Source organism: Microbacterium hydrothermale, from assembly GCF_004854025.1.
GTDB lineage: Bacteria > Actinomycetota > Actinomycetes > Actinomycetales > Microbacteriaceae > Microbacterium > Microbacterium hydrothermale.
This window is the reverse complement of the sequence record NZ_STGM01000003.1, coordinates 131558-144830: the sequence shown is the minus strand read 5'-3', so window position 1 is coordinate 144830 and position 13273 is coordinate 131558. Positions and strand designations below refer to the sequence as shown.

Annotated in this window: 13 protein-coding genes and 1 tRNA gene; 5 read left to right on the top strand and 9 right to left on the bottom strand. The window is 72.0% G+C overall.

The features are described 5' to 3' along the window. Nucleotides 1-22: 22 nt before the first annotated feature. From galU to FB047_RS07500, 4 genes are all read left to right on the top strand, one after another. Nucleotides 23-913, top strand: coding sequence for a UTP--glucose-1-phosphate uridylyltransferase GalU (gene galU, locus FB047_RS07515; protein WP_076676699.1), 891 nt, complete (start codon nt 23-25; stop codon nt 911-913). Nucleotides 914-927: 14 nt separating this feature from the next. Then, nucleotides 928-1551: a GNAT family N-acetyltransferase gene (locus FB047_RS07510; RefSeq protein ID WP_136586583.1), complete on the top strand. Its 624-nt coding sequence runs from the start codon at nt 928-930 to the stop codon at nt 1549-1551. 271 nt (nt 1552-1822) lie between these two features. Continuing rightward, nucleotides 1823-2896 (top strand): large exoprotein, encoded by a 1074-nt coding sequence (locus FB047_RS07505; RefSeq protein WP_240752667.1) that lies wholly within the window; start codon nt 1823-1825, stop codon nt 2894-2896. A 168-nt stretch (nt 2897-3064) separates the two neighbouring features. Further along, a tRNA-Ala gene (locus tag FB047_RS07500) sits at nt 3065-3140 on the top strand. 44 nt (nt 3141-3184) lie between these two features. Here the strand turns inward: FB047_RS07500 and FB047_RS07495 are convergent. From FB047_RS07495 to FB047_RS07485, 3 genes are read right to left on the bottom strand one after another with little or no spacing between them, the layout of a single operon-like run. Then, nucleotides 3185-4555, bottom strand: coding sequence for a sensor histidine kinase (locus FB047_RS07495; RefSeq protein ID WP_136586582.1), 1371 nt, complete (start codon nt 4553-4555; stop codon nt 3185-3187). Next, a complete protein-coding gene (locus FB047_RS07490) occupies nt 4552-5229 on the bottom strand; it encodes a response regulator transcription factor (protein ID WP_136586581.1) in 678 nt (225 codons plus the stop codon). The genes FB047_RS07495 and FB047_RS07490 overlap by 4 nt, the downstream gene beginning before the upstream one ends. A 52-nt stretch (nt 5230-5281) precedes the next feature. Then, nucleotides 5282-6001, bottom strand: a complete 720-nt coding sequence (locus tag FB047_RS07485; protein ID WP_136586580.1) for a hypothetical protein — start codon at nt 5999-6001, stop codon at nt 5282-5284. A 140-nt stretch (nt 6002-6141) separates the two neighbouring features. On the opposite strand from FB047_RS07485, the gene FB047_RS07480 reads away from it, so the two are divergent. Continuing rightward, nucleotides 6142-6897: an alpha/beta fold hydrolase gene (locus FB047_RS07480; RefSeq protein WP_167494176.1), complete on the top strand. Its 756-nt coding sequence runs from the start codon at nt 6142-6144 to the stop codon at nt 6895-6897. A gap of 60 nt (nt 6898-6957) precedes the next feature. On the opposite strand, the gene FB047_RS07475 is transcribed toward FB047_RS07480, so the two are convergent. From FB047_RS07475 to FB047_RS07450, 6 genes are all read right to left on the bottom strand, one after another. After that, nucleotides 6958-7395, bottom strand: a complete 438-nt coding sequence (locus FB047_RS07475; protein WP_136586578.1) for a VOC family protein — start codon at nt 7393-7395, stop codon at nt 6958-6960. Between the two features lie 70 nt (nt 7396-7465). Then, a complete protein-coding gene (locus FB047_RS07470) occupies nt 7466-9052 on the bottom strand; it encodes a hypothetical protein (protein WP_136586577.1) in 1587 nt (528 codons plus the stop codon). Further along, a complete protein-coding gene (locus tag FB047_RS07465) occupies nt 9034-9777 on the bottom strand; it encodes an ABC transporter ATP-binding protein (protein WP_136586871.1) in 744 nt (247 codons plus the stop codon). The genes FB047_RS07470 and FB047_RS07465 overlap by 19 nt, the downstream gene beginning before the upstream one ends. A gap of 153 nt (nt 9778-9930) precedes the next feature. Beyond that, entirely contained in the window at nt 9931-11223 is a 1293-nt protein-coding gene (locus FB047_RS07460; protein WP_136586576.1) for an ABC transporter permease, read from the bottom strand. Continuing rightward, entirely contained in the window at nt 11223-12092 is an 870-nt protein-coding gene (locus FB047_RS07455; RefSeq protein ID WP_136586575.1) for an ABC transporter ATP-binding protein, read from the bottom strand. The genes FB047_RS07460 and FB047_RS07455 overlap by 1 nt, the downstream gene beginning before the upstream one ends. After that, the gene (locus FB047_RS07450; protein WP_136586574.1) at nt 12089-13093 is read right to left on the bottom strand and encodes a permuted SH3 domain-containing protein; all 1005 of its coding nucleotides are present in this window, start codon (nt 13091-13093) and stop codon (nt 12089-12091) included. The genes FB047_RS07455 and FB047_RS07450 overlap by 4 nt, the downstream gene beginning before the upstream one ends. Between the last annotated feature and the right edge of the window lie 180 nt (nt 13094-13273).

Here is a 13273-nt window from a genome sequence, read left to right as displayed (position 1 = left end):
GCGGTCCCGCTAGGGTATGGCCATGCCTCATAAGCCCTTCAAGGCCGTCATCCCGGCCGCTGGACTCGGTACTCGCTTCCTTCCCGCCACCAAGGCCATGCCCAAAGAGATGCTGCCGGTGGTCGACAAGCCCGCCATCCAGTACGTCGTCGAAGAGGCGACCGGGGCCGGCATCCAAGACGTCCTGATCATCATCGGGCGCAACAAGAACAACATCGCCAACCACTTCGACTCGATGCCCGAGCTCGAGACGAAGCTCCGCGAGAAGGGCGATCACGACAAGCTCGCCAAGGTCGAGCACTCGTCCGATCTGGCCGACGTGCACATGGTGCGACAGGGCGAGCCCAAGGGCCTCGGCCACGCGGTGCTGCGCGCGCGCAGCCACGTCGGCGACCACCCCTTCGCGGTGCTGCTCGGCGACGACCTCATCGACGAGCGCGACCCGCTGCTCGAGAAGATGATGGCCGAGTACGACAAGCGCGGCGCGACGGTGATCGCCCTCATGGAGGTCGACCCCTCGCAGATCCACCTCTACGGTGTCGCGGCCGTCGAGCCCACCGACGACGACGGCGTCGTCAAGGTGACGCAGCTGGTCGAGAAGCCCAAGGCCGAGGACGCTCCCTCGAACCTGGCCATCATCGGCCGCTACGTGCTCGGCCCCGACGTGTTCGACATCCTCGAGCGCACGGAGCCCGGCAAGGGCGGCGAGATCCAGCTGACCGACGCGCTCGAGGAGCTCGCTACCGGCGGCGGCGACGGGGGCGGCGTGTACGGCGTCGTCTTCCGCGGACGCCGCTACGACACGGGCGACCGCGTGGACTACATCAAGGCCATCGTGCAGCTCGCCGCCGACCGCGACGACCTGGGCCCCGCCCTGCGTCCGTGGTTCAAGGAGTTCGCGCAGGGTCTCTGACCCGGCGGGGCGATATGGATCTATCGATCCCGAGGCGGCACGGCGAGGTGTCGATCCGTCTCATCCGCAACCGCGATGCGCGAGTGCTGCAGCAGCAGCTGATCGACAACCGCTCGTGGCTGCGCCCGTGGGAGGCCACGAGCCCCGACGGCCCCGTGTCGTTCGACATGCGGCTCGGCATCCGTCGTCTTCTGCAGCAATACCGTGACGGCCTCGGCGTCCCCTTCGTGATGGCGTGGGACGACGAGGTCGCCGGGCAGTTGAACGTCTGGGGCGTCTCCCGGGGTTCGCTCGCGTCGGCGACGATCGGCTACTGGGTCGCCGAGGAGTTCGCCGGTCGCAACATCACGACCGTCAGCGTGGCGATGGCGACCGACGTCTGCTTCGCCGAGCTCAATCTGCACCGGGTCGAGATCTGCATCCGCCCCGAGAACCACGCGAGCCTGCGCGTGGTCGAGAAGCTCGGCTTCCGCTACGAGGGGCTCCGTCGCCGGTACATCCACATCGACGGCGACTGGCGCGACCACTACGCCTTCGCCCTCGTGCGCGAGGAGGTTCCGCACGGCGTGCTCGACCGCTGGTCGCGGGGGCAGGTGCCGCCCGACGCGGCGCGCATCCCGCCGGCCGACCGCATCTGAGGCCGGTCGAGCGCCGACCGGGGCCGCGGCGCGGCGCGCCGTCCTGCTTCGCACCGCGTCATGCCGCCCTGTGCTGTGCCGGGGTGCACCGCCGCTTCGCATCGCGTCGTGCCGCCCTGTGTCGCGCCGGGGCGCACCGAGACGGCATCCCGCTGTCGACCCGTGCGCAGGATGCCGCCGTCTCGTCACGGGCGTGCATTCTCGCGCCAGCACAGATTCCCGCCGATCGGACGCGACGACACGCGGGAGGATGCCGAGGTGTGATCTCTCGGTGACCTACCTTTATCCCATGGGTGGCCAGGTGCTGAGCGGCGGGGTGATCGTCTTCGTGGCGGTCGCGCTGTGGTTGGTCTATCTCCTGCCGTCGTGGCAGAGCCGGCACCGGTTCACCTCCGCCGAACGCAACGCCGTGCGCCTCAACCAGGCCCTCCGCGTGCTCGCCGAGACCGCCGAGACGCCGCGCGAGGTCCACCTCGAACTGACCGCCCGCACCGCGCACCAGCAGCACAAGCTCGCGCGGCAGGTGCAGGCGCAGCAGGCGCAGGCCGAACTGGCCGCCGCCAAGGCGCGCCTCGAGGTCGCGAAGCTCGAGAGCGCCCGCGACCGCGACGTCGTAAAGGAGCAGCGCGCTGCGGCGATCGAGCTGGCGCGCGCCGAGCGCGCCGCGGCAGTCGAGGTCGCTCGCGCCGAGCGCGCCGCCGCCCTCGAGAAGACGCGTGCCGAGCGTGCCGAAGCCGTGGAACGCGCGCGAGCCGTCCAGGCCGCGGCCGTCGCCGTCCCCGCCGCGCGTCGCGCGAGGGTGCGTCGCCGCTTCCGTCTCGTGGTGTCCGTCGCGCTGCTGGCCGGGCTGATCTCCTTCGGGTTCGGTGCCGTGCAGGTCGTCGGCGGCGCGTCGCCCGTGCTCCTCGCCAGCGGTGCGGCCGTCGTGCTGGCATCCCTCCTCGTCCTGCGTCGGATCTCGGTCGTCGCCTCCCGCACCGCGACGCTCCCGGTCGAGGTGGCGGTGCGCCACGCGGTGGCCGAGGTGCAGGACGTCGCCCTCGTGCCCGAACCGCGCCCGACCTGGACGCCTCGCGAGCTCCCGCGCCCGCTCGTGGCGTCGGTGGGGTCGCGTGCCGCCGCGGCGGTCGACGAGCAGTTGGCGCGCGAGGCTCTGCGCGCCGCCGCCCGCGAGGAAGCCGCCCGGCAGATCGCGGCCGAGCAGGCTCCCACGCCGATCGAGACGGCGCGTCCGGCCGCTGCCGCCCCCGTCGCCTCTCCGTACGCGACGATGGGCTACGTCGACGACAGCGAGATCGAGAACCACGTCCAGCGGCTCCTGGCGCGTCGCGCGTCGGGGGAGTGAGCCCCGTCCGCATCGACGGATCGGATGCCGCGAGGTCCTCTCTCGACAGGCATGCGCTCAGCGGCATGTCCATCACTGTCCCGCGCTCGCGGTCGCGCGGCGGCGCGCCCGGGATACGGTCCGCGTCAGGTGACGCGCATGTGACGTGATAGTGTTTACGAGGTTTCCGGGCCTGTGGCGCAGTTGGTAGCGCGCCTCGTTCGCATCGAGGAGGTCAGGGGTTCGAATCCCCTCAGGTCCACCACCCACGAAGGCGCCGCACCCCGCTCGGGGGCGGCGCCTTCGTCGTCACTCCGGCCCCGCGGCCTCGGATCCGCGGATCGCGGGCGGGAGCGCGATGCGGAACACCGTGCCGCCGTGAGCGCCCGCGTGGGCGGAGATGCGACCGTCCAGTCGCTCGGTCAGCCGTGCCGCGATCGAGAGGCCGAGGCCCGAGCCGACGCGGCGGACGTCGCGGTAGCGGTCGCGGAGAACGCCCCGCTCGAACGCGTGAGCGAGGTCGTCGTCGGAGAGCCCGGGGCCGGTGTCGGCCACCGAGATGACCGCCCCGTCCGCGTCGGCGACGACGTCGAGGCGGATGCGGGTTCCCGCGGCGCTCACGCGCAGGGCGTTCTCGACGAGGCCGTCCACCACTTGTCGCACGCGCAGCGGGTCGGTGGTGACAGCGGCATCCGCTCCGGCGTCGACGACCACCGCGACACCGGCGGTGTCCGCGGCCGCCTTCCAGGCCGCCTCCGCGTCCGCGAGCAGAGCGCGCAGCTCGACGTCGCGCGGCCGGATCGGGAAGTCGTCGGCCTCGAGGCGAGCCAGGGCCAGCAGGTCGTCGGTGAAGGCGGACAGCCGCGCGGCCTCGGCATCCAGGGTCTCCCCGACCTCGGCCAGACGTGACGGGGGGACGAGTCCGTCGCGCAACGCCGAGGCGTAGCCCCGGATGGCGGTCATCGGCGTGCGCAGCTCGTGGGAGACGGAGAGCAGGAATTCCCGTTGGCGCGACTCGGAGTGGGCGAGCGCGGCGCCGACCGCCTCGAGCGAGCGTTCGACGTCGCGGATCTCGTCGACCGGACTCGCGGAGAAGACGATGCGGCGGTCGCCCCCGGCGATGCGGCGCGCGGCCGCGGCCAGCCCGGCGAGAGGCCGGGACAGACGGCGGCTCGCGATGAGCGCCGCCACCGCGGCCGCGGCGAATCCGATCGCGAGGGCGAGACCGACGCGTCCGAGGATGTCGACACCGAGCGACCGCACGCGATGCAGATCCTGCGCGACGACCACCGCACCCCCACCGGCGAGGGGGCGCGCCTCCACGGCGAAGGCGGCGCGGTCGCGGTGGACGGTGGTCGACACATCCGCCCCGGCCGTGACCTGCTCGCGCACCTGCGCGTCGACGAGGGACGCGGCCGATCCGTGGACGCTCCCGTCGGCGTCGACGAGAGCGACGAGGGCGTCGGGGTCGCTGAGCGCGGACAGGCCCGCCACGACGGCGTTCCGGGCGTCGGCGGAGGCCGCGGCGAGACGGTCGGCCTGAGTGGCCACGGCGGCCCGCGCCGCGGAGACGTCGACGGCCTGCAGGAGGGGTAGGGCGGCGGCCGCGGTCGCGACGACGGCCACCACCGCCACGAGCATCGTCGTGCGCGTGATGATGCGCCGCAGCGGGCCCTTCACGCGTCGATGGCGTAGCCGACGCCGCGGATCGTGCGGATGCGGTCGGGCGCCCCGAGCTTCGCGCGCACCTGGGCGATGTGGGTGTCGACGGTGCGGGTGCCCGAGTAGTCCGCCACGCCCCACACCTCCGACAGCAGCTGCGTGCGGGAGAACACCTGGCCGGGGCGACGCATGAGCTGGGCCAGCAGGTCGAACTCCGTGGCGGTCAGCTCGACCGGGCGCCCATCGACGCGAACGGTGCGCCGGACGGCGTCCAGTTCGCAGGTGCCCACCGTCAGCAGGTCCGACGACGCCGTCACACGGGAGCGGCGCACGAGGGCCTTCACGCGCGCGACGAGCTCGCGCGGTGAGGCCGGCTTGGTGAGGTAATCGTCGCCGCCGAGCTCGAGCCCCAGGATGCGATCGACCTCGGCGTCGCGGGCGGTGGAGAACAGCGCAGGCGTCCAGTCGCCCGCCTCGCGCAGGCGCCGGACGAGCTCGATGCCGTCGATCCCGGGGAGTCCGATGTCGATGACGGCGGCCACGGGGCGGAGCCGCGTGATGTCGAGCAGGCCCGAGGTCCCGTCCCTCGAAAGGTGTACGCCGAAGCCCGCCTCCACGAGGTAGAGGCGGGCGACGTCGGCGAGAGAGGGTTCGTCTTCGACGACCACTACGAGGCCGCGGTCCTGCGTCATGGGCACAGGGTAGGGCGACTGTGCAGCAGCGGGCTGTGAGGGCGGCCGGTGCTCACTTCAGGGCGGCGCGGACCGTCTTCGCATCGGTCGCGGCGGTTGACACGGCGGTACGCACGCCCGCGAGCTGGTCGTGCACGTGCGACAGCGCCGTCGGGTCGGCCTTCACGGCATCCGGCGACAGGGCGAGCGCGGCGGTGGCGAGGCCGTCGACGTCGGACTGCACCGTCGAGATCTGCGTCTCGAGGTCGGCGAGAGCGGCGGTCGCCGCGGGCGTGCTCTTGTCGGGGTGCGCGGTCAGGGCGGCCGACAGCTTCTTCTGCTCCGCCTCGAGGCGGGGGAGCGTCACCGAGGTCACGCGGTCCGCGGTCGCGGCGGCGCGCACCTGGGGCAGGGCGACCTCCCGCACGCGGTACGCGTCGGCGGCCGTCCGCACGGCGTCGCGCACCTGCGACACCGACGTCGCCGCCGCGATCGTCGTCTGGAGCGTGCGGATGCCGTCGAGATCGTCGTTCTCGATGGCGAGGGCCTTCGCGCGGTCGGCGTCGTCGAGGTGCGTGTCGGCGGTCGTGCGGGAGATCTGCGCGGTGAGGGCGTCGATCCAGTGGGTGGCCGTGTCGGTCGCGCGCGACTGGGCCGTGGCCAGATCCACGCGCGGGTGGGCGGAGTCGCCGGGCGCCGGGGTTGCCGCCGAGGCCGCGGCCGGGACGGCGACGGCTGCGGCAAGGGCGAGGGCGGTGACGGCGATCGGGGCGAGGAAGGAAGAGGTTCTCATGCGTCCACTGTCGGTCGTGGATGTGGCCGGTCCGTCAGGCGATTGTGCGGATCGTGTCAGGATCGCCCTGCCATGGCGCGAGCTGTCCCGCTAGGCTCTCGCTCACCCCGATCGCTCGAGCACGAAAGCCGCGCTGCGCCATGATCCTCGCCCATGACATCTCCGGTTCCGGTCCGCTCCTCGTGCTCGTGCACGGCATCACCGAGGACCGTCGCAGCTGGGACCCCGTCGATCTCACGCCATCCTTCACCGTCGTCCGCGTCGACGTGCGCGGCCACGGCGCGTCGGAGGTGGCGGAGCCCTACGACATCCCGACCCTCGCGGCCGACGTCCACGACACCGTCGTGCGGCTGCAGGAGCAGGGCCTCGTGCCCGATGGCCCGCCGATCGTCGTCGGTCACTCGATGGGCGGCATCGTCGCGACGGCGTACGGAGCGCTCTTCCCCGCGCGCGCGATCGTGAACGTCGACCAGCCACTGCACCTGGCCGGGATGCAGCAGCAGATCCAGCAGGCCGAGGCCATGCTGCGCGGCGAGCAGTTCCCGCTGTTCATCCACGGCATGTTCGCGCAGATGGCGGGAGGATTGGATGCCGCAGAGCTCGACCGCGTGAATGCGATCCGCGCTCCGAAACAGGACGTCGTCCTCGGGATGTGGCGTCCCCTGCTCGACGACTCGCCCGAGGACCTGTCAGCGCTCGTGGATCGGCTCACGGCGGTGCCCTCCGACGTGCCCTACCTCGTCATCACCGGACTCGACGCGGGTCCCGAGTACGCCGCGTGGCTGCAGGATGCCATCCCGCACGCCGTTCACGAGGCGTGGCAGCCACCGACCCACTACCCCCACCTTGCCGACCCGGCGCGTTTCGTCGCCCGCGTCGAGGCGTTCGCGGGCTGAGCGCCACTCCGCTCGCTCCCGACGGGCAGGGAGAGTTCTGCGGGGGATCGCGCGGTCGGGTCAGTCCGCCGCGGCCCCCTCGGCCCAGCCGCCCGGCGCCGCGACGTTGAACATCCACGCCACGCCCCACGGATCGACGACCTCGCCGTAGAAGTCGCCCCACACCTGCTTCTCGAGCGGTTGCTTCACTTCGGCGCCGCGTTCGACGAAGCGATCGTAGAAGCCGCGCACCCGGTCGAACTCGTCGCTCATGAACGCGGCGTGCGTGCGACTCGCGCCCCACCCCTGCGCGGGCTCGTCGAAGCCGTCGGCACCCATCACCGTGAACCCCTCGGCGCGCAACTCCGAATGCATCACGCCGTCGGCGGGGGCGTCGGGGATGCCGAAGTCGGAGAACGTGTTGATCGTCAACTCGCCGCCGAAGACCGACTGGTAAAAGGTCATCGCCTCTCGGGCGGCACCGGCGAACGAGATGTAGACGACGAGGGAGGTCGACATGCGGCATCCTTTCTCGGACGGAGCGGATCGGCGCCCACGTTAGTCCCGGGCGGGGGAGAGGGGAAGGCCCTCACGCCCCCTGGAACGTCCGCAGTTGGGCGAGCAGTCGCGGGGCGCTCGCGTCGAAGGCGCGGCCGCCCACGATGACGCCGACCACGAAGACCGCGACGCCCCAGACGGGTCCGATGCCGAGGGCGAGCCACCCCGCGGTCGAGGAGCCCGTGGCGGTGGAGATGATCGCGGGGACCACCGCCGGCAGCGACACCACGGCGACCAGGCCCCAGCAGAGCAGGAACGCCAGGAACATCGAGAACGTCGATCCCGGCACCCGCTTGAACGGCGAGTCGCCCGGGGCAGGGGTGGGGACCACGAGGAGCGCGGAGCTGACGGCGCTGACACCGAGGCCGACCAGGGTGAGCGCGAGCGAGGCACCGAGGACCGCCGGCAGAAGATCCCACCGCCCGGCGATGGCGACGGTGCCGATGTCGATGATCAGCACGAGCGGAACACTGACGGTCGCCGCGCCCAGCATGCGACCGAGGCGGTCGTCTCGCCCGGTGATCCCCGTCTGCAGCACCGTTGCGAAGGCCGTACCGTCGTACGAGACGTCGGTGTAGGCCAGGACGCCCGCGAAGAAGCCGACCAGCAGCCCCGACAGCGCGAACAGGGGCCCCGACGTGTGGCCACCGGAGTACACGAGCATCAACACCGGCATGATCGGCAGGATCAGCAGTTGCCGAAGGTAGCGCATGTCCCGCGTCCACGACGTCAGCGATCGCGCCCACGTCGCGCCGACGGGGGTGGAGGGCATGAGGCCGAACCACGCGAGGGATCCGCTGCGGCTCCGCGCCACCGAGCGGGAGGGCGCAGCGACGACGGATGCCGACAGGCTCCGCCACCACAAGAACCACAGCAGCGCCAGCGTGGCCGCGGCGATGAACAGTCGGAGGATGCCCGGGGGCCACGCCCCCGTGGCGAGGTCACCGGGCACGGCCCACGCGGCGCCGATCGGCGTCCACGACAGGGCTTCGACGATGCTCTGCAGCTGGATGCCCTGATCGGTCGCGGCGCGCAGGGCGTTCATGATGCCGATCACGAGCGGACTCGCGAAGATCAGCGCGAGGAAGCCGACGAGCCCCACGACCTCCCGCGTGCGACGCCCGCCACCCAGCCCTCCGGCCAGGGCGGCGACCGCCCGCGACGCCACCACGCAGATGAGCACCCCGAGGGGCACGCACACCACCGCGGCGACCGTGGCCACCGGCTGCCGCACCCACACCAGGAACGTCGCGAGCGCGCCGAGCGAGGTGGCGATGCCGGGCACTCCGGTGAGACCGCCCGCGGTGATGGCGACCATCATCTGCCGCGTCGTCATGGGGAAGGGGGCGAGCTTGGCCGGGTCGAGAGTGGTGTCGATCCCCGCGGCGAACACCGGTCCGATGACCCAGCCGAGCGTGAGCAGGGCGCCCGCGGCCGTCACGGCGGCGCGCGCGATGTCGAAGTCGAGGGTGCCGACGAAGAACAGTCCGACGCCCGCGAGCAGGAGCATCCAGAGCGCCCCGAGTACGCCGAGGATGAAGCCGACCAGCTGCATCGGACTCCGCATGAGGGTGTTGCCCAGCACGCGGAAGCGGATCCTCAGGACTGTCGCAACCACTGCGGCCCCTCCGAGTGGTGGCGGCCGCCCACGAGGTCGACGAAGCGATCCTGCAGGGTCTGCGTGCCCCGCACCTCGTCGACGGTCCCGGATGCCAGGAGCCGGCCCTGCGCGATGACGGCGACGTGATCGCACATGCGCTGGACCAGGTCCATCGAGTGGCTCGAGACGATGACCGTGCCGCCCGACGCGGTGTACCCGCGCAGGATGTCCTCGATGTTCGCCGCCGACACGGGGTCGACCGACTCGAAGGGCTCGTCGAGAACGAGCAGACGGGGCGCGTGCACCAGGGCGCACGCCAGCGCGACCTTCTTCGTCATGCCCGCCGAGTAGTCGACGACGGGGGTGCCGGCGGCCTCGCCGAGGTCCATGATGCGCAGGAGGTCGGCCGTGCGCGAGGCGACCTCGTCGCGATCCAGACCGAACATCATGCCGGTGTAGGTCACCAGCTGCTCGCCGGTGAGCCGATCGAACAGGCGCACGCCGTCGGCGAGGTTGCCGATGAGGCGCTTCGCCTCGACGGGCTGCGCCCACACGTCGACGCCGTAGATGAGGGCGCTCCCGGCATCGGGGCGCAGCAGGCCCGTGGCCATCGACAGCGTCGTGGTCTTGCCCGCGCCGTTCGGTCCGACGAGTCCGTAGAACGACCCGGTCGGCACGGTCAGATCGAGACCGGCGACCGCGGTCTTCTCTCCGAAGCGCTTCACGAGTCCGGCGAGTCGCATCGCGGGCGGTCCGTCGCCCGTCGACGCGGGGACCACGGCATCCGGAAGCACGGTCGGCGGCACCGCCGCCGGGGTCTCACGGGAAGAATCGGTCACGTTCTCGAACCTCTCTCTGCGGGCGATCGCCCACGGATATGCGTCGGATGCTGCTCGTCAGTACCGGATGGCGTCGATGACCTTGACGCGGACGGCGACCAGGGCCGGGAGCAGACCGGCGATCGCCCCGACCACCGTCGCGGCGACGAGGCCGGTGACGGCGGCGTCCACCGGGAACGGCGGGAAGTCCGTGACCATGCCCTGGCCGATGACCTCGCGCACGATGGGGGACTGCACGACGAGGATCGACACGATCACCCCCGCGGCCCCCGCGACGACCGTGGCGACGACGCTCTCGAGCATGACGGCGAAGAAGACGCGGCTGGCCGTCGCCCCGAAGCTCCGACGGATGCCGATCTCGCGCACGCGCTGCTTGACGGTCACGAGGGCGATGTTCACCAGGCCCAACGCTCCGAGCAGCAGCACGAGCACGGCGATGCCGATGACGACCATCTTCGTCACGAGGAACGGGTCGTCGCCGTAGGTGGCCCAGTCGCGCCGGTCGGCGGTCACCTCGACACCGGTGCCAAGAGCCGCGCGCAGGTCGCGCTTGACGACCTCGGTGAGCTGGTCGGCGATCTCGGGCGGGACCCACATCTCGTACTGCGGCATGCTCGGCCCGCCGTAGGGATCGTTCGGCGAGGCCGCGGCCTCGCCGCGTTCCCCGGCCGTCGCCTTCTGCATCGCCTGCAGCTGGTCGTTGAGCATGAACATGGTGGGTTCGGTCTCCCACGATGCCACCGGGGTCACCCCCACGACGACGGCGCGCACCCCGCCGGAGGGGATCCCGGACGCGGCGTTGGGCACGCCCTGCCCGCCGAGCGCGACGACTGGGTGAGTCTCGAGCGGAGGGCGGCCCATGCGGTCCCAGAAGATCTCGCTCACGATGATGCGCGGCGCGAGCTGCTGGGCGTCGAGATCGGTGAACCACTCGCCCTCGCTCATCTGCACGCGGTGCATCTCGCCGTAGGGCTGATCGACCGCCTGGGTCGCGACCTGCACGATGCCGTCGGGGAAGGGGACGGCCTGCTGGAGCGGGAGCGTGCGGCTGGCGTACGTGATGCCGTAGCGCTCGACGACCTCGTTCCAGGCCACGTCGATCTGGGGCGCCGTGAGCTCACCGCCGTCGGTGCGGTAGGCCGAGACCGACAGGCTCGCCGGGCGCCCGGACTGCCGTTCGCTCAGCTCCTGGGTGGCCTGCTGCACGATCGCGCCGAGGGCGACCACCGTGGTGAGGGAGCACACCGCGACGGCGACGCCCACGAGCGACAGCAGCACGCGCGTGCGGTGCACCCGCACCTCCTGCCACGCCTCGAGGAGGGCTCCGACCATCGAAGTGACGGCGCCCATCAGTCCTGACCCTCCCGCTCGCGATCAGCGGGGTCCGCCGGGCGGTCCTCGTCCTCGAGGGTCGCGGTGGCCCCGCCGAGATTCAGAAGAGCGAGCCCGTCGTCGGCCGCGGTCGCGGCATCCGCCGACGCCGACGCGGGGGCCATCTCGCGCCGGTCGCGACGCGTGAGCGGCTCGAGGGACGGATCGTCGACGGGCGTCAGCACGCCGCGGTCGAGGCGGAAATGACGGCGCGCGCGCCGGGCGATGGTCGGGTCGTGAGTGATGATCACCTGCGCGGCGCCGGTCCGCTCGGCGACCTCGTCGATGAGCTCCATGACGCTCTGCCCGGTGTCGAGGTCGAGGGCGCCCGTCGGCTCGTCGGCCAGGATCAGCCGCGGCCCTCGCACGAGGGACCGCGCGATCGCGACGCGCTGCTGCTCGCCGCCCGACAGACGATCGGGCATGCTGTGCAGGCGGTGCTCGAGGCCGACGAGCGCGAGCATCTCGGTCGCGATCTTCGTGCGGCGCCAGAACGTGCGCCCCGATGCGTACAGCAGCGGCATCGTGACGTTCTCGAGCGCCGTGCGCCCCGGCAGCAGGTTGAACTGCTGGAAGACGAACCCGATCGCGGCGCCGCGCAGGCGGTCGCGCTGCGCCGCCGAGTACGACCGCACGGGGCGGTCGTCGAAGAGGATCTCGCCGCTGGTGGGCAGATCGAGCAGACCGAGCATGTTCAGCAGGGTCGACTTGCCCGAGCCCGACCGCCCCACGATCGACACGTGGTCGCCGGGTTCGATCTGCAGGTCGATCCCGTTGAGGATCGTCAGGGCGGGCTGGTCCTGCGGGATCACCGTGCGGGTGACCTCGCGCAGCGAGAGCAGGCTCATCCGGCCGTGGCCGCTTCGCAGTACATCGACCCGTCCGGATAGGTCGTGCAGCCGTCGTTCGCCGGCGCCATCGCCCCGGGCGCGAACTCCAGGAGCTGATCGCCCTCGGCCACCCCCTGCGTGATCTGCACCTGGGTGCCGTCGGTCAGGCCGAGCGCCACCGGACGCTCCTCGGTCGTGCCGTCGGCGTTCATGATCCACACGGTGCCGCTCTGGGCGGCGCCGCGCACGGCGGTCGTGGGGACGACGAGCACGTTCTCGGCCCGCCCGCCGGCGATGGTCATCTCGGCGGCCAGTCCCGAGAACACCGTCACGTCCGACGGAACGGTGCAGGTCGCCGTCGTGCCCGAGCCGGAGCCCGCACCCCCCGACCCGCCGGCCGCTCCGCCCGCGGCGGACGAGCTCTCGGACGCGTCACCGCCGCTGCCGGCGAGGGGAGTGGTGATGCGCAGGTTGCCGCACGTGAAGGCGGCGGGACCGCCGGTGATCGTCACCGTCGCCTCGGTGGGCCGGTCGAGCAGGCGGTACTGCTGCGCCGGCTCGAGGGTCCCGCTCACCGAGAAGGTCGGTGGAGCCACCGCACCCGCCGCCATCCCGATCGTGACCTCCTGGCCCGAGATGACCGAGAGCGAACTCAGGATGCCGCCCGCCGGCGCCGTGACGTCCTGATAGCGGAAGATCGCCGGCTTGGGTTTGCCCTCGGCATCCACGCTGTCGGCGGGATCGCGCTCGATCGGGACCTTGACGTCGAAGACCACGTCGCCCTGGGCGACCGTCGCGCCCTGCGCGATGAAGATCTTGTTCACGGTGCCCGCGGCGGTCGACTTCATCGCCACGGCCGGGTCGGCGGCCACGGTGGCCGAGACGACGACGTCGTTGGTGATGGTGCCCAGGGCCGCGACCGTCGTCGGTTCCACGATGCTGCCCGTCGGCATCGCGGGAGACGCATCGACGGGGCGATCGGGGAAGAACGCCAGCTTGATCAAGGCCGCCGCCACCACGGCGACGAGAAGGATACGCAGAATCGGAAAGACCCACGTGCGTGCGATCCCCATGAAACCCCCCGGAACGGAAATCGTCGTCATCGAACATCCCCACCCTAGGGGGGTGCACGTCGCGACGACGGCCGGTTCGGCCGCCGCGAGCGGGAAATCATCCTCGGGGATGACGCGCGCGGCATC

Excerpts from the sequence above, each read along its gene's own strand:
- galU (WP_076676699.1), top strand. The coding sequence starts at position 23 with ATGCCTCATAAGCCCTTCAAGGCCGTCATCCCGGCCGCTGGACTCGGT.
- FB047_RS07510 (WP_136586583.1), top strand. The coding sequence starts at position 928 with ATGGATCTATCGATCCCGAGGCGGCACGGCGAGGTGTCGATCCGTCTC.
- FB047_RS07490 (WP_136586581.1), bottom strand. The coding sequence starts at position 5,229 with ATGACGCAGGACCGCGGCCTCGTAGTGGTCGTCGAAGACGAACCCTCT.
- FB047_RS07485 (WP_136586580.1), bottom strand. The coding sequence starts at position 6,001 with ATGAGAACCTCTTCCTTCCTCGCCCCGATCGCCGTCACCGCCCTCGCC.
- FB047_RS07480 (WP_167494176.1), top strand. The coding sequence starts at position 6,142 with ATGATCCTCGCCCATGACATCTCCGGTTCCGGTCCGCTCCTCGTGCTC.
- FB047_RS07475 (WP_136586578.1), bottom strand. The coding sequence starts at position 7,395 with ATGTCGACCTCCCTCGTCGTCTACATCTCGTTCGCCGGTGCCGCCCGA.
- FB047_RS07465 (WP_136586871.1), bottom strand. The coding sequence starts at position 9,777 with ATGCGACTCGCCGGACTCGTGAAGCGCTTCGGAGAGAAGACCGCGGTC.
- FB047_RS07460 (WP_136586576.1), bottom strand. The coding sequence starts at position 11,223 with ATGGGCGCCGTCACTTCGATGGTCGGAGCCCTCCTCGAGGCGTGGCAG.
- FB047_RS07455 (WP_136586575.1), bottom strand. The coding sequence starts at position 12,092 with ATGAGCCTGCTCTCGCTGCGCGAGGTCACCCGCACGGTGATCCCGCAG.